Annotated in this window: 14 protein-coding genes; 7 read left to right on the forward strand and 7 right to left on the reverse strand. The window is 67.3% G+C overall.

Annotated elements, in window-relative coordinates:
* The first annotated feature begins 248 nt into the window (after nt 1-248).
* The 7 genes from ACQ1W9_RS13775 (at nt 249) to ACQ1W9_RS13805 (ending at nt 8,701) form a co-directional block, all read left to right on the forward strand.
* Nucleotides 249-2,189: an exoribonuclease II gene (locus ACQ1W9_RS13775; protein ID WP_431023879.1), complete on the forward strand. Its 1,941-nt coding sequence runs from the start codon at nt 249-251 to the stop codon at nt 2,187-2,189.
* A gap of 398 nt (nt 2,190-2,587) precedes the next feature.
* Nucleotides 2,588-4,633 (forward strand): biofilm regulation protein phosphatase SiaA, encoded by a 2,046-nt coding sequence (gene siaA, locus ACQ1W9_RS13780; protein WP_431023880.1) that lies wholly within the window; start codon nt 2,588-2,590, stop codon nt 4,631-4,633.
* 8 nt (nt 4,634-4,641) lie between these two features.
* On the forward strand, nt 4,642-5,175 hold the full coding sequence (siaB, locus tag ACQ1W9_RS13785) for a biofilm regulation protein kinase SiaB (RefSeq protein WP_431023881.1): 534 nt from the start codon (nt 4,642-4,644) through the stop codon (nt 5,173-5,175).
* A gap of 8 nt (nt 5,176-5,183) precedes the next feature.
* Nucleotides 5,184-5,579: a biofilm regulation phosphoprotein SiaC gene (gene siaC, locus ACQ1W9_RS13790; RefSeq protein ID WP_431023882.1), complete on the forward strand. Its 396-nt coding sequence runs from the start codon at nt 5,184-5,186 to the stop codon at nt 5,577-5,579.
* Nucleotides 5,576-6,358, forward strand: coding sequence for a biofilm regulation diguanylate cyclase SiaD (siaD, locus tag ACQ1W9_RS13795; RefSeq protein WP_431023883.1), 783 nt, complete (start codon nt 5,576-5,578; stop codon nt 6,356-6,358). The genes siaC and siaD overlap by 4 nt, the downstream gene beginning before the upstream one ends.
* A 130-nt stretch (nt 6,359-6,488) precedes the next feature.
* Nucleotides 6,489-7,613 (forward strand): glycosyltransferase, encoded by a 1,125-nt coding sequence (locus ACQ1W9_RS13800; RefSeq protein ID WP_431023884.1) that lies wholly within the window; start codon nt 6,489-6,491, stop codon nt 7,611-7,613.
* Nucleotides 7,610-8,701 (forward strand): lysylphosphatidylglycerol synthase transmembrane domain-containing protein, encoded by a 1,092-nt coding sequence (locus tag ACQ1W9_RS13805; protein ID WP_431023885.1) that lies wholly within the window; start codon nt 7,610-7,612, stop codon nt 8,699-8,701. Before ACQ1W9_RS13800 ends, ACQ1W9_RS13805 begins: the two co-directional genes overlap by 4 nt.
* Nucleotides 8,702-8,766: 65 nt before the next feature.
* Here ACQ1W9_RS13805 and sucD read toward each other — a convergent pair whose 3' ends face one another.
* The 7 genes from sucD to sdhA form a co-directional block, all read right to left on the reverse strand.
* Nucleotides 8,767-9,639 (reverse strand): succinate--CoA ligase subunit alpha, encoded by an 873-nt coding sequence (gene sucD, locus ACQ1W9_RS13810; RefSeq protein ID WP_431023886.1) that lies wholly within the window; start codon nt 9,637-9,639, stop codon nt 8,767-8,769.
* Nucleotides 9,639-10,805 (reverse strand): ADP-forming succinate--CoA ligase subunit beta, encoded by a 1,167-nt coding sequence (gene sucC, locus ACQ1W9_RS13815; protein ID WP_355661502.1) that lies wholly within the window; start codon nt 10,803-10,805, stop codon nt 9,639-9,641. The genes sucD and sucC overlap by 1 nt, the downstream gene beginning before the upstream one ends.
* 132 nt (nt 10,806-10,937) lie before the next feature.
* Nucleotides 10,938-12,374, reverse strand: a complete 1,437-nt coding sequence (gene lpdA, locus ACQ1W9_RS13820; RefSeq protein WP_431023887.1) for a dihydrolipoyl dehydrogenase — start codon at nt 12,372-12,374, stop codon at nt 10,938-10,940.
* A 48-nt stretch (nt 12,375-12,422) separates the two neighbouring features.
* Nucleotides 12,423-13,949: a 2-oxoglutarate dehydrogenase complex dihydrolipoyllysine-residue succinyltransferase gene (odhB, locus tag ACQ1W9_RS13825; protein ID WP_431023888.1), complete on the reverse strand. Its 1,527-nt coding sequence runs from the start codon at nt 13,947-13,949 to the stop codon at nt 12,423-12,425.
* Between the two features lie 42 nt (nt 13,950-13,991).
* The gene (locus ACQ1W9_RS13830; RefSeq protein WP_431023889.1) at nt 13,992-16,826 is read right to left on the reverse strand and encodes a 2-oxoglutarate dehydrogenase E1 component; all 2,835 of its coding nucleotides are present in this window, start codon (nt 16,824-16,826) and stop codon (nt 13,992-13,994) included.
* A gap of 276 nt (nt 16,827-17,102) precedes the next feature.
* Nucleotides 17,103-17,807: a succinate dehydrogenase iron-sulfur subunit gene (locus tag ACQ1W9_RS13835; protein WP_431023890.1), complete on the reverse strand. Its 705-nt coding sequence runs from the start codon at nt 17,805-17,807 to the stop codon at nt 17,103-17,105.
* A 15-nt stretch (nt 17,808-17,822) separates the two neighbouring features.
* On the reverse strand, nt 17,823-19,595 hold the full coding sequence (gene sdhA / locus ACQ1W9_RS13840) for a succinate dehydrogenase flavoprotein subunit (protein WP_431023891.1): 1,773 nt from the start codon (nt 19,593-19,595) through the stop codon (nt 17,823-17,825).
* Nucleotide 19,596 lies beyond the last annotated feature (1 nt).

Raw genomic sequence — 19,596 nt, forward strand, 5'->3', positions numbered from 1 at the left:
ATACCAATCTAATACCACTATAGACCCACATTGATACCAATCAAATACCACTTCACTACGACCTTGGTGGAATAGGGGCCTCCGCCGATAGAAGATCAGGGGCTTCGCGGGACTAGGGGCTTGCTGGCGAGGGCGCGCAGGTTCTTGAGAAATCGGGGCCAAAGCGAACTTCAGGAGGCGCGCGATTGGCGCCACGCGTGGGAATCCGTATAGTGGCAGCCTCTCACCCCGCCACCTGAAAGTGTCCGATGCTGCAGAACAACGCCATGCTTGCTCAGCTCAAGCAACAGATCCGCTCCAGTACGCCCCGCGTGGAGGGCGTGATCAAAGCCACCGACAAGGGCTTCGGCTTCCTGGAGACCGACGACGGCGACTCCTACTTCGTGCCGCCCCCCGCCATGAAGCAGGTGCTGCATGGCGACCGGGTGGAAGCCATCCTCCACGAGGAGGGCGAGAAGAAGTCGGTGGAACCGGACACCCTGATCGAGATCGGCCTGACGCGCTTCGTCGCCCGGGTGCAGAAGCGCGAGGGGCGCCTGGCGGTCGTGCCGGACCACCCGTCCATCAAGAATGTCCTCAAGGCGCGCATCAAGCGCAGCCTCGACGAGGAGAGCATCGGCGACGGCGACTGGGTCGTCGCGCGCCTGGTGCGCCACCCCTTGAAGCCCGACGATCGCGCCTTCTTTACCCAGATCGACGAGCTGGTGGCCAAGGCCGACAACCCGGCGGTGCCCTGGCGGGTGACCCTGGCCCGCCATGCCCTGGAGCAGGAGTGCCCCGACGCCGGCAGCGACTGGCCGCTGCGCGACGAGGGCCTCGAACGCGAGGATCTCACCGCCGAGCCCTTCTTCACCATCGACGGCGAGAAGACCCGGGACATGGACGACGCCCTGCGCATCCGTGTCCGGGAGGACGGTGGCTGGGACCTGACCGTGGCCATCGCCGACCCCACCGCCTATGTGGAAGAGGGCCATGCGGCGGATCTCGAGGCCCGCACCCGCGCCTTCACCGTCTACCTGCCGGGCCAGAACGTCACCATGCTACCCGAGCAACTGGCCGATGACCTCTGCTCCCTGTGGGAAGGCCAGGAGCGGCCGGTGCTGGCCTGCACCCTGACCGTCCATGCCGACGGCAGCTTCGGCGACTACCGCTTCTTCGCCGCGACGGCCACCTCCCACGCCAAGCTGGCCTATGATCGGGTCTCCGACTGGCTGGAGGGTCAGGGCGACTGGGCCCCGGAGGACGCCATCGGCGAGCAGCTCAAGGCCCTGCACGACCTGACCGAGGCGCGCAGCGCCTGGCGCGCCGAGCACGCCCTGGTGTTCAAGGATCGTCCCGACTATGTCTTCGACCTGGACGAGGCCGGCAATGTGCTGGCGATCCGTACCGAGGAGCGGCGCATCGCCAATCGCATGATCGAGGAGTCGATGATCGCCGCCAACGCCTGCTGCGCCGACCTGCTGGCCGAGCAGGTGGGTCATGGCATCTTCAACGTGCACCGCGCCTTCGAGGACGAGAAAGCCGAGGCCGCCCAGGAGTTCCTGGCCAGCCAGGCGATCCAGGTGGAACGCGAGGCCCTCACCGAGCTGTCCCGCTACAAGGAACTCAAGCGTGAGCTGGAAGGCCGCGACGACGCCTGGCTGGATGCCCGCCTGCGGCGTTTCCAGGGCTTTACCAGCATGTCTGCCCGGCCCGGCCCCCACTTCGGCCTGGGACTGCCCGCCTACGCCACCTGGACCTCGCCGATCCGCAAGTATGGCGATATGGTCAACCACCGCCTGATCAAGCGGGTCCTCAAGGGCGAGCAGGCCCCCGCCGAGGCCAGCCTCGCGCTCACCGAGCAGCTCACCGAGCGCCGCCGCCTCAATCGCATGGCCGAGCGCGACGTCAAGGACTGGCTCTATGTGCGCTACCTGACCCCCGCCGCCAAGGCCCAGGAAGCCTTCGACGCCGAGGTGATCGCCATCAACCGCGGCGGCATGCGGGTACGCCTGGTCGCCAACGGCGCCACCGCCTTCGTGCCGGCACCGCTGATCCACAGCGACCGCGACAAGGTGGCCATCGACGACAAGGAGGGGCGCATCCAGGTCGAAGGGGAAGAGCGTTACAAGCTCGGCGATCCGGTTCGCGTGGCCCTGACCGAGGCCCGGGAAGAGACCCGTTCTCTCGTCGCCCGCCCCAGTGAATAAGCCGGTAACGCTCGGAGCGCCGATTTCAGGGCACGGCGACCCGGTTCGCGTGGCCCTCACCGAGGCCCGGGAAGAGACCCGTTCTCTCGTCGCCCGCCCCAGTGAATAAGCCGGTAACGCTCGGAGCGCCGATTTCAGGGCACGGCGATCCGGTTCGCGTGGCCCTGACCGAGGCCCGGGAAGAGACCCGTTCTCTCGTCGCCCGCCCCAGCGAGTAAGCCCCACGATGTGAATAAGGCCCCGAGGCCCCGGAGTGCAGAACTCCGGGGCCTTTTTGTTGATCCATGTCACTAACTGTGACTCGCCCGTAAAATCACTTTATGGCAAAGTAAGCCGAATAACGACGATAACCCGGGCCGGCCAGACGCCAGGCCTGATCACAGGGGAACCCCTTAACCATGGCAGCGCTTCTCGGCCTGCGCGGCAAGTCCGTGGTGACTCTGCTGCTGGCTTGTCTCCTGGCCCTGATTCCCGCCGCGCTGATCGGCTGGAAGGCCATCGACGATATCCACCGCCACTTCGCTCGGGCCTATGCCGAGAACTACACCCTGCTGCATATGCAACGGATCGTCGCCCCCGTCACCCGGGAGCTGGCCCTGTCGCGGCGCTTCGCCGACTCGGTGGTCACCCGGGAGTGGCTGGAAGCCCCCGACGATGCCGAGCGCCGCGCCCGCTTCCTCGAGGAGGCCGAAGGCTTCCGGGGGCAATTCACCAGCCGGGCCTATTTCATCATCGATCATGACAGCGGCGCCTACTTCTTCAGCGACCCCGATCAGGTCACCAACGGCATGACGCCCACCTACCACCTGAGCCGGGACGAGCCGGACGATGCCTGGTACTTCGATCTGATGGCCAGCAGCGCCAGCCACAATATCAACGTCAATATCGACCGCGCCCTGCAGCAGGCGATGATCTGGCTCAACGTCAAGGTGCAGGAGAACGGCAGGCTGCTGGGGCTGGCCGGGGGCAGCATCGACCTCAGCGACTTCCTCGACCACTTTATGCGCGATGTTCCGGCGGGCATCCTGCCGATGGTCGTCGATCCTCGGGGGGCCATCCAGGCCCACCCGGATACCGCCCATATCGCCTGGAGCTCCTTCAATACCGCCTTCGGCGCCGAGGATGGCCAGCGCCTCCAATACCTGGTGGACGACGACCACCGGGCCGGGGTGACCCAGACCCTTCAGGAGGCCATGCGCCGCCCCGGCACCATTCAGCACCTGGAGGTGGCCATCGAGGACCAGCCCAGGCTATTGACCATCGGCTATATCCCGGAGCTGCAGTGGCTGATGGTCACCGCCCTGGATACCAGCCTGGCCCAGGTCCTCGAGAGTCGCTGGCTATGGACCCTGGTGATCGCCCTGACGCTGATCCTGGGCACCCTGCTGCTGGCCTTCGCCTATGCCACCGAGCGCCTGATCCTGGCGCCACTCAATCGCCTCAAGGCCTCGGCCCAGGCCATCGCCGGGGGCGACTACCGCTCCCGGTTGCCCACCGGCCGCGACGACGAGATCGGCGCCCTCTCCCAGGCCTTCTCGCGCATGGCCAACCAGGTCGAGCGCTATACCCGCGACCTGGAGGGACAGGTGCGCGAGCGCACCCAGGCCCTGGAGGCAGCCCATGCGAAGGTGGCCGCCGCCCACCAGCAACTGGGCGACTCCATCCAGTACGCCAGCATCATCCAGCGCGCCATCCTGCCCGATACTCAGTTGGATCGGCACCTGAGCCACCACTACGGGGTGCTGTGGAAGCCCCGGGATACGGTGGGCGGCGACTTCTATGTGTTCCGCGCCACCGAACGGGGCTATCTACTGGGAGTGGTGGACTGTGCCGGCCACGGCGTACCCGGCGCCATGATGACCATGCTGGCCCGGGCCCTGATCGACCAGGCCATCGCCCACCATAGCGCCGACGATCCCGCCGCCCTGCTTACCGAGATCGACCGGCGTGGCCGCGAGCTGCTGCCCGCCGAGCGCCTGCCCTCCTCCATCGCCACCAATATGGACCTGGGCCTGGTGTGGGTCGATCCACAGCGTCGCGAGCTCACTTATGCCGGGGCCAAGATCGACCTCTACGCCAGCGACGGCGAAGAGCTGATCCGCCTCAAGGCCAACAAGCGCGCCCTGGGCCATCGCCGCCCGGGCCACTACACTAACCAGTCGCTGCCCCTGCAGGCCGGCTGGAGCTATACCCTGTGCAGCGACGGCTTCCTCGACCAGGCCGGCGGCAGCCACGGCTTCGGCTTCGGCAACCCGCGGTTCGAGGCCCTGCTCAAGGCCCAGGCGGGCCGCCCCCTGGCCGAGCAGATGCGCGCCTTCGAGGCGGCCCTCTCGGCCTATCGCGGCGAGCTGCCCCAGCGCGACGATATTACCCTGCTGGCCTTTCGTGCCGAGCCCGCCGCGGGCCCGGCGTCCCACTCGCCGACCGAGACCCAGCCAGATTAGGAGACGCCATGGATCTACTAAGCATGCGGGAGAGCTATCAACGCGAACGGGTCATGCTGTGCTTCAATGGCCCCATCTCGCGCAGCCTGATCGAGGAGATCGGCAAGGCGCTGCGCAACTACCTGGACACCCAGCAGGCCGCCCCCGCCGCGGCCATGGATGTCTTCGCCGCCTATATCGAGATGACCCAGAATATCCGCCACTATGCCCGCCGCCAGGGCTATGGCGACGATCAGGCCTCGGCCACCGTGGCCGTCGCCCAGGACAGCGAGGGGCGTTACCAGGTCTCGGCGGGCAACCTGGTGGACCCCCCCGACGGCCAGCGCCTGGTGGCCACCATCGAAGCGCTGGCGGGTCTCGACAAGACCGAACTCAAGGCCGCCTACAAGCGCCAACTGCGTCAGCCCCGGGATGAGGCCTCCCCCAGCGGCGCCGGCCTGGGCCTGCTCGATATCGCCCGCAAATCGAGCCAACCGATGCGCGCCTCGTTGCAGCCCCTCAGCGAGACGCAAAGCTTCTTCAGCCTGACAGCCACCATCTGATGCCCGCCATGACCATGATTCCCGATCTCGACATTTCCGGCAGTCAGTCCACTCCGATCATTCGCAGCGACTGGGCCGCCGGCCGCCTGACCATGCAGGGCGACTCCTATCCGGAGAACTCCTATGACCTCTTCGACCAGGTAATCGCCTGGGTCCAGGGCTTCCTGACTCAGGAGAGCCGTCCCCTGCAACTGGAACTCGGCCTGGTCTACCTCAACACCTCCTCGGTGAAGGCGATGATGGATATCTTCGACCTGCTCGAGGAGGCCCACGAGCAGGGACGCCAGGTCAGCGTGACCTGGCACTATGATCCCCGCAACGAGCGCATCGCCGAGCTCGCCGAGGAGTTCAAGGAGGATTGCAGTTACCCCTTCGTCATCACCCCGGCCAAGGTGGTCCCATGAAAGCCCTCGGCGAGCAGGGGCTGCTGGAGCGAGTCGCCGCACTGCTCGCCGACCCGCGGCATGCCGAGCATCCCCTGCGCGAGGCCCTGGAGGCGCTCTACCTGCAGCACCGCGATCAGCAGGAGCAACTGGAGCGGCTGATAAGCATCTCCGATCGCTACCAGAGCCTGGCCCGGGAGGCCCAGCAGGTGACCCACAAGCGCTACGAGCGGGCCCTGAAGCGCCAGAAGAAGCTGTCGCGGATCTCCGATCGCTACCAGGCGCTGATGCGCGAACGCAACCAGACGCTGCACCAGGAGGCCCACCACGACGCCCTCACCGAACTGCCCAATCGGCGGCTGATCGACGAACGCCTCGCACAATTGGACCGGGGCGGGCGCCGCTATACCCTGGCGCTGCTGGATATCGATCACTTCAAGCAGATCAACGACGAGTACGGCCATGACGTGGGCGACGAGCTGCTGGTGGCGATCACCCGCACCATGCGCCAGGGCCTACGCGACTATGACCTCTGCGGTCGCTGGGGCGGCGAGGAGTTCCTGCTGCTGCTGGGCGACACCGCCCTGGACGAGGCCTCGGGCATCGTCGAGCGATTGCGTACCCGGCTGGCCGAGGTGCGGGTCGCCAGCGGCGACCAGTGGCTCTCGGTGACGCTGAGCGCCGGGCTCAGCGAGCACCGCGTTGGCGAGCCCTACCTGACGACCCTGCAGCGCGCCGATCAGGCCTTGCTGGAAGCCAAGCGCGAGGGCCGCGACCGCAGCCAACTGGCCTCACGCTAGAGAGCACCTCACTCTCGCACCGGGGTACGGCCCGAGACCCCGCCTCCTGACCGCCTCCCGGCGCTGTCGTCGAACTGTCGTATCCCTGCCCTACCCTGGCCACCAGGCATGACAGCGCCAGGAGGGCCCCTTGCATCTCGTCGATATCACCATGTTCCACGCCCCGGCCAGTGGCGGCGTGCGCACCTACCTCGAGGCCAAACGACGGGTGCTGGCCGGCCGCCCCGACCTGCGCACCAGCCTGCTGGTGCCCGGGGCCGAGCGCAGCGCCCTGGGCGGCGTGCATACCCTCCCCGCCCCGCGCCTGCCGCTGGGCCAGGGCTACCGCTTCCCGTTGCGCCGGCGCCCCTGGCGTGACGCCCTGATCGAGATGCGCCCCGACCTGATCGAGGCCGGCGACCCCTATGTCACCGCCTGGGCGGCCCTGGAGGCCGGCCGCGCCCTGGATATCCCGGTGGTGGGCTTCTACCACTCCGATCTGCCACGGCTGATGGGCGACCGCTTCGGTCAGCGGGTCGGTCGGCGCCTGCGGCGCTATGTGCGCGACCTCTACGGGCGCTTCGACAGCGTGCTGGCCCCCTGCACGGCCATGGCCCAGCGCCTGGACGACTGGGGGGTGAAGGGCGTGCGGCTGCAGCCCCTGGGGGTCGACCTGGCGGCCTTCCATCCCCGCCACCGCGACCCGGGGCTGCGCGAGCGCCTGGGGCTGAACGACGACCAGCGCCTGCTGGTCTTCGCCGGACGCTGCTCCCCCGAGAAGCAGGTGGACGTCCTGCTGGCCACCCTGGCCCGCCTGGGGCCGGACTATCACCTGCTGCTGATGGGCCCCGGCATGCCCCACCGCGTCCCCGCCAACGTCACGGTGGTCCCCCGCTACTGCCCACCCGACGAGGTGGCCCGCGCCCTGGCCAGCGCCGATGCCATGCTGCATGCCGGCACCCGGGAGACCTTCGGCCTGGTGGCCCAGGAGGCCATGGCCAGCGGCCTGCCGGTGGTCGCCGCCCGCGCCGGCGCCCTCAAGGAGACCATTCCCCTGGGCGCCGGTATCCTCTGCCGTCCCCGGGACCCGGCGGACATGGCCCGCGCCGTCGAGGAGCTGTTTCTCAACGACCCGGCGGCCATGGGGCGCCACGCGCGTCGCCATGTGGAGCGCCATTACGACTGGGACAGGGTGATCGGCGACCTGAGCCAGCACTATGCGACCCTGGTCGGCGGCAAGGACCGCCCCGCCGCCGCGCGGGTCGAGCGGGGATGACGGCACCACGCTCACCCTGCGACCCCGGTCCGCGGCACGCCTCACGCAGACACCCGGGTCGAGCGGGGATAACGGCGCCGCGCCGGCCACCGGGATGGCGATGGCACCATCTCGGCCTGCTGGCCCTGGCGCTGCTGGCGCCCCTGCTGCTGCCCTGGTGGCTGGGGGGCGCGGGCACCCTGGCGGCGCTGGCCGCCTTCCCCCTCCCCCTACTGGCGCTGATGACGGCCATCGCCGTGCTGTGCTGGAACCTCAACGCCGCCCGCTGGCGCCTGCTGTTTTCGGGCCGCGCCGGGCGCCTGGGCCAGGACGGCGCCCTGGCCATCGAGATGGCCGCCAAGTTCGCCCTCTGCGCCACCCCGGGGGGCAGCGGCGGCGCCGCCACCTTCCTGCTGCTGCTGGCCCGGCGCGGCTACCCCCCGGCCCGGGCCTCGGCCATCTACCTGGTCGACCAGGCCTGTGACCTGCTGTTCTTCGCCCTGATACTCGGCCTGCTGGTCGCGGCGACCCTGGCCGGCGCCATCGACTGGCCGCACCGCGCCCTGATGGCCGGCGCCCTGCTCGGCCTCGGCCTGCTGCTTGGCGGCCTGGGGCTGGCCCTGGCCGGGCTGCCGCGGCTGCTGCGCCGGCGTCCCTGGCTCGCCTGGCCCGGCCCCCGGCGGCGCCGCCGCCTCGCCCGCCAGCTGCTCGGCGCCCGGCGCACCCTGATCGCCACCCTGCGCCTGCCGCCGCGGGTGCTGGCGGCGGTCTTCGCCCTCTGCGCCCTGCACTGGCTGCTGCGCTACAGCCTGCTCTACCTGGCCGTGCTCGGCGTCGCCGGCCAGGGCGAGGCGCTGGCCGACTGGGCCTGGACCTTCCTGGTGCAGATGCTGGCCATGGCGGCCAGCCAGCTCAGCGTGCTGCCCGGCGGCGCCGGCACCGCCGAACTCAGCGTCGGCGCCCTGCTGCTGCCGCTGATGGAGCGCGACCAGGCCGCCGCCGCCGTGGTGATCTGGCGCCTGATCAGCTATCACCTCTACCTGCTCGCCGGAGCCCCGGTGTTCCTCGTCCAGGCGGGCCGCTGGCTGGCGCGCCCGATCACCTCCTGAGGCGCAGCCACGAAAAAGGGCACCCCGAGGGGTGCCCTTTGCGGCGCATCTGAGGCGGTGATGGCTTACCAGCCGGTCACTTCCTTCAGGGCGTCGCCGATGTGCGCCAGGGAGCGCACGGTCTTGACGCCGGCGTCTTCCAGGGCGGCGAACTTCTCGTCCGCGGTGCCCTTGCCGCCGGAGATGATGGCGCCCGCATGGCCCATACGCTTGCCCGGAGGGGCGGTCACGCCGGCGATGTAGGAGACCACCGGCTTGGAGACGTTGGCCTTGATAAAGGCGGCCGCCTCTTCCTCGGCGGTGCCGCCGATCTCACCGATCATCACGATGGCTTCGGTCTGCGGGTCCTTCTCGAACATCTCGAGGATGTCGATGAAGTTGGAGCCCGGGATCGGGTCGCCACCGATGCCCACGCAGGTGGACTGGCCGAAGCCGTGGTCGGTGGTCTGCTTGACGGCTTCATAGGTCAGGGTACCGGAGCGGGAGACGATCCCCACCTTGCCCGGCTTATGGATATGACCCGGCATGATGCCGATCTTGCACTGTCCCGGGGTGATCACGCCGGGGCAGTTCGGGCCGATCAGGCGCACGCCCAGCTCGTCGCACTTCACCTTGGCGTCGAGCATGTCGAGGGTGGGAATGCCCTCGGTGATGCAGACGATCAGCTTGATGCCGCCGTTGGCGGCTTCCAGGATGGAGTCCTTGCAGAACGGGGCCGGCACGTAGATCACGCTGGCCTCGGCGCCGGTGGCCTCCACGGCTTCCTTGACGGTGTTGAACACCGGCAGGCCCAGGTGGGTCTGGCCGCCCTTGCCCGGGGTCACGCCGCCGACCATCTGGGTGCCGTAGGCGATCGCCTGCTCGGAGTGGAAGGTCCCCTGGCCGCCGGTGAAGCCCTGGCAGATGACCTTGGTGTTCTTGTCGATCAGGATGCTCATTACTTGCCCTCCGCTGCCTTGACCACCTGCTGAGCGGCGTCGCTCAGGCTGGTCGCAGCGATGATGTTCAGACCGCTGGAGGCCAGCTTCTCGGCACCCAGCTCGGCGTTGGTGCCTTCCAGGCGCACCACGACCGGCACGTTGACGCCGACCTGCTCGACGGCACCGATGATGCCCTCGGCGATCATGTCACAGCGCACGATGCCGCCGAAGATGTTGACCAGCACCGCCTTGACGTTGTCGTCGGAGAGGATCAGCTTGAACGCCTCGGCGACCCGCTCCTTGGTGGCGCCGCCGCCCACGTCGAGGAAGTTGGCCGGCTTGCCGCCGTTCAGGTTGACGATGTCCATGGTGCCCATGGCCAGGCCGGCGCCGTTGACCATGCAGCCGATGTTGCCATCCAGGGCCACGTAGTTCAGTTCCCACTCGGCCGCCTCGGCCTCGCGAGCGTCCTCCTGGGAGGGGTCGCGCATGGCCTGCAGGTCCGGGTGGCGGTACAGGGCGTTGCTGTCCAGGTTGATCTTGGCGTCGAGGCAGTGCAGGTTGCCTTCGTCGGTGATCACCAGGGGGTTGATCTCGAGCAGCGCCAGATCCTTGTCGTGGAACAGCTTGGAGAGGCCCAGGAAGATCTTGGTGAACTGCTTCACCTGGTTGCCGGACAGGCCCAGGGCGAAGGCCAGCTCACGGGCCTGGTAGGGCTGAGCGCCGACCAGCGGGTCGATCTCGGCCTTGAGGATCTTCTCGGGGGTCTCCTCGGCGACCTTCTCGATCTCCACGCCGCCTTCGGTGGAGGCCATGAAGACCACGCGACGGGTGGTGCGGTCGACCACGGCGCCCAAGTAGAGCTCGGAGGCGATATCGGTGCAGTTCTCGACCAGGATCTTGGCCACCGGCTGACCGTTGGCGTCGGTCTGGTAGGTCACCAGGTTCTTGCCCAGCCACTGCTCGGCGAAGGCCTTGGCCTCGGCCGGGTCCTTGATCAGCTTGACGCCACCGGCCTTACCGCGACCACCGGCGTGTACCTGGGCCTTGACGACCCACATGTCGCCACCGATCTTCTTGCAGGCCTCGGCGGCTTCCTCGGGAGTGTCCACGGCGAAGCCCTTGGACACCGGCAGACCATAGTCGGCAAACAGCTGTTTGCCCTGATACTCGTGAAGGTTCATCGTGTCATGCCATTGGTTGCATGTGACTCGAACGGTGACCCGAGTGCCTCGTGGCGAGGGGGCGGGTCACCACCGATCGCGCCCGATACATCGCCGGGCGCGCCGCGCCGCCGGGCGGCGGCGCTTGTTGTCTTACTTGCGCTTCTTGCGGTTGGCCATATGGATGGCGTGGCCATCCACCGCCAGGGCCGCCTCGTGAATCGCTTCCGAGGTGCTCGGGTGCGCGTAGCAGGTCAGCGCCAGGTCCTCGGCGCTGGAGCCGAATTCCATGGCGATCACGCCCTGGGCGATCAGCTCGCCGGCGTGCTGGCTGACGATATGCATGCCCAGGATGCGGTCGGTCTCGGCATCGGCGATGACCTTGGCCATGCCCTCGGGGGCATTGTTGGCCAGGGCGCGGCCATTGGCGGAGAACGGGAAGGAACCGGTCTTGACCTCGATGCCCTGGGCCTTGGCCTCCTGCTCGGTGATGCCGACCCAGGCCACTTCCGGCGAGGTGTAGATGACGCTGGGGATGGCGTCGTAGTTCATCTCGGCCTTATGGCCGGCGATGATATCCGCCACCATGACGCCTTCTTCGGAGGCCTTGTGAGCCAGCATCGGGCCACGCACCACGTCGCCGATGGCGTAGACGCCCGGCACGCTGGTGCGGCACTGGTCGTCGACGAAGATAAAGCCGCGCTCGTCGAGCTTGACGCCGGCGTCGTCGCCCAGCAGGCCCTGGGTGTAGGGGCGGCGACCCACGCAGACGATCAGCTTGTCGAAGGTCTGCTCCTGCTCGCCCTTGGCGTCGGTGTACTTGACCACCACCTCGTCGCCCTTGACCTCGGAGCCGGTGACCCGGGCGCCCATGCGGATGTCCATGCCCTGCTTCTTGAGCAGCTTCTGGGTCTCCTTGGCGATGGCGCTATCGACCATCGGCAGGAAGGCGTCCATGGCCTCCAGCACGGTGACCTCGGAACCCAGGCGGTTCCATACGCTGCCCAGTTCCAGGCCGATCACGCCGGCGCCGATCACGCCGAGGCGCTTGGGCGCCTCGGTGAACTCGAGGGCGCCGCTGGAATCGACGATCAGGCCCTCGGTCAGCGGGGTCGGCGGAATTTCCACCGGCACGGAGCCGGAGGCGATAACGATATGGTCCGCCTCGTAGACGGCGCTCTGGCCATCCTTGCTGACTTCCACCTTCTTGCCGGAAAGCACCTTGCCGGTCCCCTCCAGGGCGGTGACGCCATTGGCCTTGAACAGGGCGCTGATACCACCGGTGTTCTTGGCGATCACCTGGGCCTTGAAGGCCTGCATCTTGGCGATATTGGGCGTGACCTCGGCCACCTCGATGCCCACCTCATCGAAATGATCGCGGGCCTCGACGAACTTGTGGGAGCTCTCCAGCAGGGCCTTGGAGGGGATGCAGCCCACGTTCAGGCAGGTACCGCCATGCACGGTCTTGCCTTCCTTGTTGACCCACTTCTCGACACAGGCGGTCTTCAGCCCCAGCTGGGCGGCCCGAATGGCGGCCACATAGCCGCCGGGGCCCGCACCGATGACGATCACATCAAATTTATCGGCCATTGAATCTTTCCTGTTGATCGGTTCGCGTTTGAGTCCGGTAGATGGCGCTTAGACGTCCAGCAGCAGGCGTGCCGGATCCTCCAGCAGATCCTTGACGGCGACCAGGAACTGCACCGCGTCCTTGCCGTCGATCATGCGGTGATCGTAGGAGAGCGCCAGGTACATCATCGGACGAATTTCGACCTTGCCGTTCACCGCCATGGGTCGTTCCTGGATCTTGTGCATGCCCAGGATGGCGGTTTGCGGCGGATTCAGAATCGGCGTCGACATCAGTGAGCCGAAGATGCCCCCATTTGTAATTGTGAAGGTACCGCCCTGCATCTCGTCGATACCCAGCTTGCCGTCACGGGCGCGCTTGCCGAAATCGACGATGCCCTTCTCCACATCGGCCAGCGACATGGTGGCGGTGTCACGCAGGACGGGGACCACCAGGCCACGCGGGGTGGACACCGCCACGCCGATATCCTGGTAGCCGTGGTAGACGATATCGCTGCCATCGATGGAGGCGTTGACGTCCGGGAAGCGCTTGAGCGCCTCGGTGGCGGCCTTGACGAAGAAGCCCATGAAGCCGAGCTTGGTGTCGTGGGCCTTGAGGAAGGTGTCCTTGTACTGGGCACGCAGCCCCATCACCGCGCTCATGTCCACCTCGTTGTAGGTGGTGAGCATGGCGGCGGTCTGCTGGGCCTGGACCAGGCGCTTGGCGATGGTCTGACGCAGGCGGCTCATCGGCACGCGCTTCTCGGGGCGCTCGCCCTCGACCACCGGGGCCGCGGCCGGGGCGGCCGGTGCGGCGGCGGCCTTGGCCTTCTTGGCGTTGCCGGCCTGGATGGCGCGCTGCACGTCCTCCTTGAGGACGCGGCCGCCCTTGCCGGTGCCGTCGATCTTGGCCGGATCCAGGTCATGCTCGGCCACCAGCTTGCGGGCCGCCGGCGCCAGGATCTTGTCGCCGACCTGCTCGTCGGCACCTTCGTCCGCGGCCGCGCTCGGGGCCTCGGCGGCGGGTGCGGCGGCCTCGCCAGCGGCGCCCTCGGCGAAGATCGCCAGCACCTCTTCGGAGGCCACCTGGCTACCCTCTTCGGCCCTGATCTCCACCAGGGCACCGTCGGCCGGGGCGACCACTTCCAGCACCACCTTGTCGGTCTCGATCTCGGCCAGCACCTCGTCGCGCTTGACCGCCTCGCCGACCTGCTTGCTCCAGCCGGCCACGGTGCCTTCCTGGATCGACTCGGGGAAGGTCGGCGCCTTCACCTCGTGCTGCTTGCCGGAGGCGGCGGGCGCTTCGGCCTTGGCCGGGGCGGCGTCGTTCTTGGCCTCGCTCTTCGCCTCGGCCTTGGCGCCGGCGGCGCCGAGGGTGCCCAGCACCTGCTCGGAGGCCACGATCGCGCCCTCCTCGGCCTTGATCTCGGCCAGGGTCCCCGCCTCGGGGGCCAGCACTTCCAGCACCACCTTGTCGGTCTCGATCTCGACGATCAGCTCGTCGCGCTCGACGCTGTCCCCCGGCTGCTTGTGCCAGGCCGCCACGCTGCCTTCGGCAACGGACTCAGGAAAGGTAGGCGCTTTGATCTCGGTTGCCATCTTGGTCGTTTCCCTTGTGTGTTCTCTCGTCCGGTGGGCGCCTTACAGATTGAAGGCGTCGTCCACCAGTTGGCGCTGCTGTTCAACGTGTACCGACATATAGCCCGCGGCGGGGGCCGCCGAAGCGGGACGACCGGCGAACTTGAGGTCGCGGCCCAGGCCGTCCTTGAACATGTCGGCGACGGCCCGCATATGGTGCTGGCTGGAATACCAGGCGCCCTGGTTGAGGGGCTCCTCCTGACACCACACCACCTGTTCCAGGTTGGGGTAGGTCTTGAGGGCCTGATAGAGCTCCTCCTTGGGGAAGGGATAGAGCTGCTCCAGACGCACGATGGCGGTGTCGTCGCGCGCCTGTTCGGCCCGGTAGCCGGCCAGGTCGTAGTAGACCTTGCCGGAACACAGCACCACCCGCTTGACCTTCTCCGCCTCGAGCTTGCCCTGGTCGGGCAGCACCATCTGGAAGTTGCCATGGGCCAGCTCGTCCAGGCTGGAGGTGGCCTCCTTGTGACGCAGCAGGCTCTTGGGCGACATGATCACCAGCGGCTTGCGCAGCGGGCGAATCACCTGGCGGCGCAGCAGATGGAAGATCTGCGCCGGGGTGGTGGGCACGCAGACCTGCATGTTGTGCTCGGCGCACAGCTGCAGGAAGCGCTCCAGGCGCGCCGAGGAGTGCTCGGGACCCTGGCCCTCGTAGCCGTGGGGCAGCAGCATGGTCAGGCCACACAGGCGGCCCCACTTGGTCTCACCGGAGGAGATGAACTGGTCCACCACCACCTGGGCGCCGTTGAAGAAGTCGCCGAACTGCGCCTCCCAGATGTCCAGCGCATTGGGCATGGTGGTGGCATAGCCGTACTCGAAGGCCAGCACGGCTTCTTCCGAGAGGAAGGAGTCGTGGATGGTGAAACGTGGCTGGCCGTCGGCGATATGCTCCAGCGGCACATAGGTGCTGCCGTCCTTCTGGTTATGCACTACCGCATGGCGGTGAGAGAAGGTGCCGCGGCCCACGTCCTGGCCGGTGATACGGATCGGATGCCCCTGGTCGAGCAGGGTGGCGTAGGCCAGGGTCTCGGCGAAGCCCCAGTTCAGCGCCATGCCGCCGGCCTGCATCTTGCGGCGATCCTCGTAGATCTTGGCCACCTGGCGCTGCACGGCGACGCCGTCGGGGATCTCGCACATCTTGGCGGCCAGCTGCTGCAGGCGCTTCATGTCCACGGTGGTATCGGCGTCGCCGGTCCACTCATGGCCCAGGTAGGGGGCCCAGTCGACGAACAGCGACTTGTTGGGCTCCTTGACCAGGGCGTTGGCGACGTGATTGCCGGCCAGCAGGTCTTCCCGGTAGGTCTCGACCAGTTGCTTGGCCGCCTCCTCGGAGAGCACGCCCTGCTCCACCAGCCGCTGGGCATAGAGCGCCCGGGAGCTGGGATGATTCTTGATCTTGCCGTACATCATCGGCTGGGTGCCGGAGGGCTCGTCGGCCTCGTTGTGGCCGCGGCGTCGGTAGCACACCAGGTCGATGACCACGTCCTTCTTGAACTGCATGCGGTAGTCCAGGGCGACCTGGGCGGCATGCAGGACGGCGTCGGGGTCGTCGCCGTTGACGTGGAAGATCGGCGCCTGGACCATCTTGGCGATGTCGGTGCAGTACTCGGTGGAGCGGGTGTCCAGGGGGTTGGAGGTGGTGAAGCCGACCTGGTTGTTGATCACCAGGTGGAGGGTGCCGCCGGTCTTGTAGGCGCGGGTCTGGGACATCTGGAAGGTCTCCATGACCACGCCCTGACCAGCGAAGGCCGCATCCCCGTGCACATTGATCGGCAGCACCTTGGTGCCGTCGCCGTCGTTGCGGCGGTCCTGGCGGGCGCGCACCGAGCCCTCCACCACCGGCGAGACGATCTCCAGGTGCGAGGGGTTGAAGGCCAGCGCCAGGTGCACCTCGCCGCCCGGGGTCATGACATTGGAGCTGAAGCCCTGGTGATACTTGACGTCGCCGGAGCCGTGCTCGATGACCTTCTTGCCGTCGAACTCCTCGATCAGCTCGGAGGGGCTCTTGCCGAGGAGGTTGACCAGCAGGTTGAGGCGGCCGCGGTGGGCCATGCCGATCACCACTTCCTTGGTGCCGTAGCCGCCGGCGCGCTGGATCAGCTCGTCCATCATGGGGATGAAGGACTCGCCGCCCTCCAGGCCGAAGCGCTTGGTGCCCGGGTACTTGGAGGCCAGGTAGTTCTCCAGGCCCTCGGCGGCGGTGAGCCGCTCGAGCACGTGCTTGCGCACCTCGGGGCTGAACTTGGGCGCGCTGCGCACCGATTCGAAGCGCTGCTGCAGCCAGCGTTTCTCCTCGGTATCGACGATATGCATGAACTCACAGCCGATGGCGCGGCAGTAAGTCTGCTCCAGGGACTCGACGATTTCCTTGAGGGGCGCCTTGTCCTTGCCGATAAACAGCGAGCCGGTCTGGAACTCGGTGTCCAGGTCCGCGGGGGTCAGCTGGTGGAAGGCCAGATCCAGGTCGGGCACCGGGGTCGGGCTGCGCAGGTCGAGGGGATCGATCTTGGCGCGCTGGTGGCCACGGAAGCGGTAGGCGTTGATCAGCTGGAGCACCTTGACCTGCTTCTTGCTGTCGCCGCTGTCGCCGGAAGCGGCGGCCTGGGCGGTGCGGCGGGTCTTGGCTAGCTGATAGAACTGGTCACGGATCGGACTAAGGGGGACGTCTTGGGAGGAGCTGCCTTCGGGGCGGGGCAACTGGTCGAAGTAGTTGCGCCACTCATCGGGGACAGCATTGGGATCGACGAGGTACTGCTCGTAGAGCGCTTCCACATAGTGGACATTGCCACCACTCATGTGGGAAGTGCGCCACATCAACTCCATTATGCCTTCTTGCATCTCTCGGTCACCCTGCACTGATGGGGTGTTGTCGGCGCCTGACACGGGGGTCGCCGCATCGGCGTTCCTGGTGCCCTGCCGGCGGGCGGTTCATCCTTCCGGCACTTAAACTTGCAAACAGGCCACTTATTATCGTTACCGGCACAACCTGCCTGATGATCGTTCGAAGAAAGCCGGCGCACTAGGCACCGGCTGACCTCGACGGGGCCGGGGTAACTGCGACACTGGGTCGCAGTTACCGGGCGGCGCCCATGATACCAAGCAAGACGCGCGGTTTTAAGTGGCATTGGCCAGCAACATCTCGCGAATCTTGCCGATGGCCCGGGTCGGGTTGAGGCCCTTGGGGCACACCGCGACGCAGTTCATGATGCCGCGGCAGCGGAACACGGAGAACGGATCCTCCAGCTCGGAGAGGCGCTCGCGGGTGGCCTCGTCGCGGGAGTCGGCCAGGAAGCGGTAGGCCTGGAGCAGGCCCGCCGGGCCCACGAACTTGTCCGGGTTCCACCAGAACGACGGGCAGGAGGTGGAGCAGCAGGCGCACAGGATGCACTCGTAGAGGCCGTCCAGCTTGTCGCGGTCCTCCGGCGACTGCAGGCGCTCGATGGCCGGCGCCGGGGTGTCGTTCTGCAGGTACGGCTGGATACGCTCGTACTGCTGGTAGAACAGCCCCATGTCGACCACCAGGTCGCGCACCACCGGCAGGCCCGGCAAGGGGCGCAGCACCAGCTTGTTGTTCTTGACCACCTCGGAGAGCGGCGTGATGCAGGCCAGGCCGTTCTTGCCGTTCATGTTCATGCCGTCGGAGCCACACACGCCCTCGCGGCAGCTACGGCGGTAGGCCAGGCCGTAGTCCTGCTCCTTCATCATGTGCAGGACGTCCAGCACCATGACATCACGGTCCTGGGTGTCGACCTGAAACTCCTGCATATAGGGCGCGGAGTCGGTCTCCGGGTTGTAGCGATATACGGATACCTGAAGCATGGATCGTGACTCCCCTTAGTAGGTACGGACTTTCGGCTCGAAGGTGTCGACGGTCTTGGGCGCGAAGTTGACGTCGCGCGTGCCAAGCCGCTTCTCGGCCGGGAAGTAGAGCGAGTGCTTCAGCCAGTTGGCGTCGTCACGGTCCGGGTAGTCGTAGCGGGAGTGCGCACCGCGACTCTCCTTGCGCTCCAGGGCGGAGATCGCCGTAGCCTCGGCCACTTCCATCAGGTTGTCCAGTTCCAGGGCCTCGACACGGGCGGTGTTGAAGGCGTTGGACTTGTCCTCCAGGTGCGCGTTGGCGATGCGCCCGCGCAGCTCGGCCAGCTGCTTGACGCCTTCCTGCATGTTGTCTTCCTGACGGAAGACGCCGAAGGAGTTCTGCATGATGCCCTGCAGCTCGCGCTTGAGCTCGGCCACGGACTCGCCACCGGAGGACTCGTTCCAGCGGTTCATGCGCGCCATGGCGGACTCGATATCGGAGTCGGAGGCGTCCAGGTAGTCGATACCCTCGTTGAGGGCATTCTCGATGAACATGCCGGCGGCGCGACCGAAGACCACCAGGTCGAGCAGGGAGTTGCCGCCCAGGCGGTTGGCGCCGTGCACCGAGACGCAGGCCGCCTCGCCGCAGGCGAACAGGCCGTTGACGATCTGGTCGTTGCCGTCGGCGTCCTGCAGGATCGCCTGGCCGTGAACGTTGGTGGGGATACCGCCCATCATGTAGTGGCAGGTCGGCACCACCGGGATCGGCTCCTTGGCCGGGTCCACGTGGGCGAAGGTCTTGGAGAGCTCGACGATGCCGGGCAGGCGCTTGCCGAGGACCTCCTCGCCCAGGTGATCCAGCTTGAGGAAGACGTGATCGCCGTCTTCGCCGCAGCCACGACCTTCGAGGATCTCCATGACCATGGAGCGGGCCACCACGTCGCGGCCGGCCAGGTCCTTGGCGTTGGGGGCGTAACGCTCCATGAAGCGCTCGCCGTCCTTGTTGACCAGGTAGCCACCCTCGCCGCGGCAGCCCTCGGTGACCAGGGTGCCGGCGCCGTAGATACCGGTGGGGTGGAACTGCCACATTTCCATGTCCTGCATCGGGAAGCCGGCACGCAGGGCCATGCCGATGCCGTCACCGGTGTTGATCAGGGCATTGGTGGTGGAGGCATAGATGCGACCGGCACCGCCGGTGGCCAGCACGGTGGCCTTGGACTTCACATGCACCACTTCGCCGGTCTCGATGCACATGGCGATGCAGCCCACCACGTCGCCGTTGGCGTTCTTGACCAGATCCACCGCGAACCACTCATTGAGGAAGGTGGTGTTGTTCTTCAGGTTGTTCTGGTAAAGGGTGTGCAGCAGGGCGTGACCGGTGCGGTCGGCGGCGGCACAGGTACGGGCCGCCTGGCCGCCCTTGCCGAAGTCCTTGGACTGACCGCCGAAGGGACGCTGGTAGATGCGGCCGTTGTCGAAGCGCGAGAACGGCAGGCCCATGTGCTCCAGCTCGAAGACCGCCTTGGGGCCCTCGGAACACATGTACTCGGCGGCGTCCTGGTCGGTGATGTAGTCGCCGCCCTTGACGGTGTCGTACATGTGCCAGCGCCAGTCATCGTCGGGATCCGCGGAGGCGATGGCGCAGGTGATGCCGCCCTGGGCGGAGACGGTGTGGGAGCGCGTCGGGAAGACCTTGGAGAGGACCGCGGTCTTCTTGCCGGACTTGGCCAGCTCCAGGGCGGCCCGCAGGCCGGAGCCGCCGCCACCGATGATGATTGCGTCGAAGGTCAGGCTACGCATGTTAGACATG

The sequence above is a fragment of the Halomonas sp. H5 genome, from assembly GCF_050613175.1.
GTDB classification, from domain to species: Bacteria; Pseudomonadota; Gammaproteobacteria; order Pseudomonadales; family Halomonadaceae; genus Bisbaumannia; species Bisbaumannia salifodinae.

Bases quoted from the DNA above. Each gene is read 5' to 3' on its own strand.
- ACQ1W9_RS13775 (WP_431023879.1), top strand. From the start codon at position 249: ATGCTGCAGAACAACGCCATGCTTGCTCAGCTCAAGCAACAGATCCGC.
- siaA (WP_431023880.1), top strand. From the start codon at position 2,588: ATGGCAGCGCTTCTCGGCCTGCGCGGCAAGTCCGTGGTGACTCTGCTG.
- siaB (WP_431023881.1), top strand. From the start codon at position 4,642: ATGGATCTACTAAGCATGCGGGAGAGCTATCAACGCGAACGGGTCATG.
- siaC (WP_431023882.1), top strand. From the start codon at position 5,184: ATGACCATGATTCCCGATCTCGACATTTCCGGCAGTCAGTCCACTCCG.
- siaD (WP_431023883.1), top strand. From the start codon at position 5,576: ATGAAAGCCCTCGGCGAGCAGGGGCTGCTGGAGCGAGTCGCCGCACTG.
- ACQ1W9_RS13805 (WP_431023885.1), top strand. From the start codon at position 7,610: ATGACGGCACCACGCTCACCCTGCGACCCCGGTCCGCGGCACGCCTCA.
- sucD (WP_431023886.1), bottom strand. From the start codon at position 9,639: ATGAGCATCCTGATCGACAAGAACACCAAGGTCATCTGCCAGGGCTTC.
- sucC (WP_355661502.1), bottom strand. From the start codon at position 10,805: ATGAACCTTCACGAGTATCAGGGCAAACAGCTGTTTGCCGACTATGGT.
- lpdA (WP_431023887.1), bottom strand. From the start codon at position 12,374: ATGGCCGATAAATTTGATGTGATCGTCATCGGTGCGGGCCCCGGCGGC.
- odhB (WP_431023888.1), bottom strand. From the start codon at position 13,949: ATGGCAACCGAGATCAAAGCGCCTACCTTTCCTGAGTCCGTTGCCGAA.
- ACQ1W9_RS13830 (WP_431023889.1), bottom strand. From the start codon at position 16,826: ATGCAAGAAGGCATAATGGAGTTGATGTGGCGCACTTCCCACATGAGT.
- ACQ1W9_RS13835 (WP_431023890.1), bottom strand. From the start codon at position 17,807: ATGCTTCAGGTATCCGTATATCGCTACAACCCGGAGACCGACTCCGCG.
- sdhA (WP_431023891.1), bottom strand. From the start codon at position 19,595: ATGTCTAACATGCGTAGCCTGACCTTCGACGCAATCATCATCGGTGGC.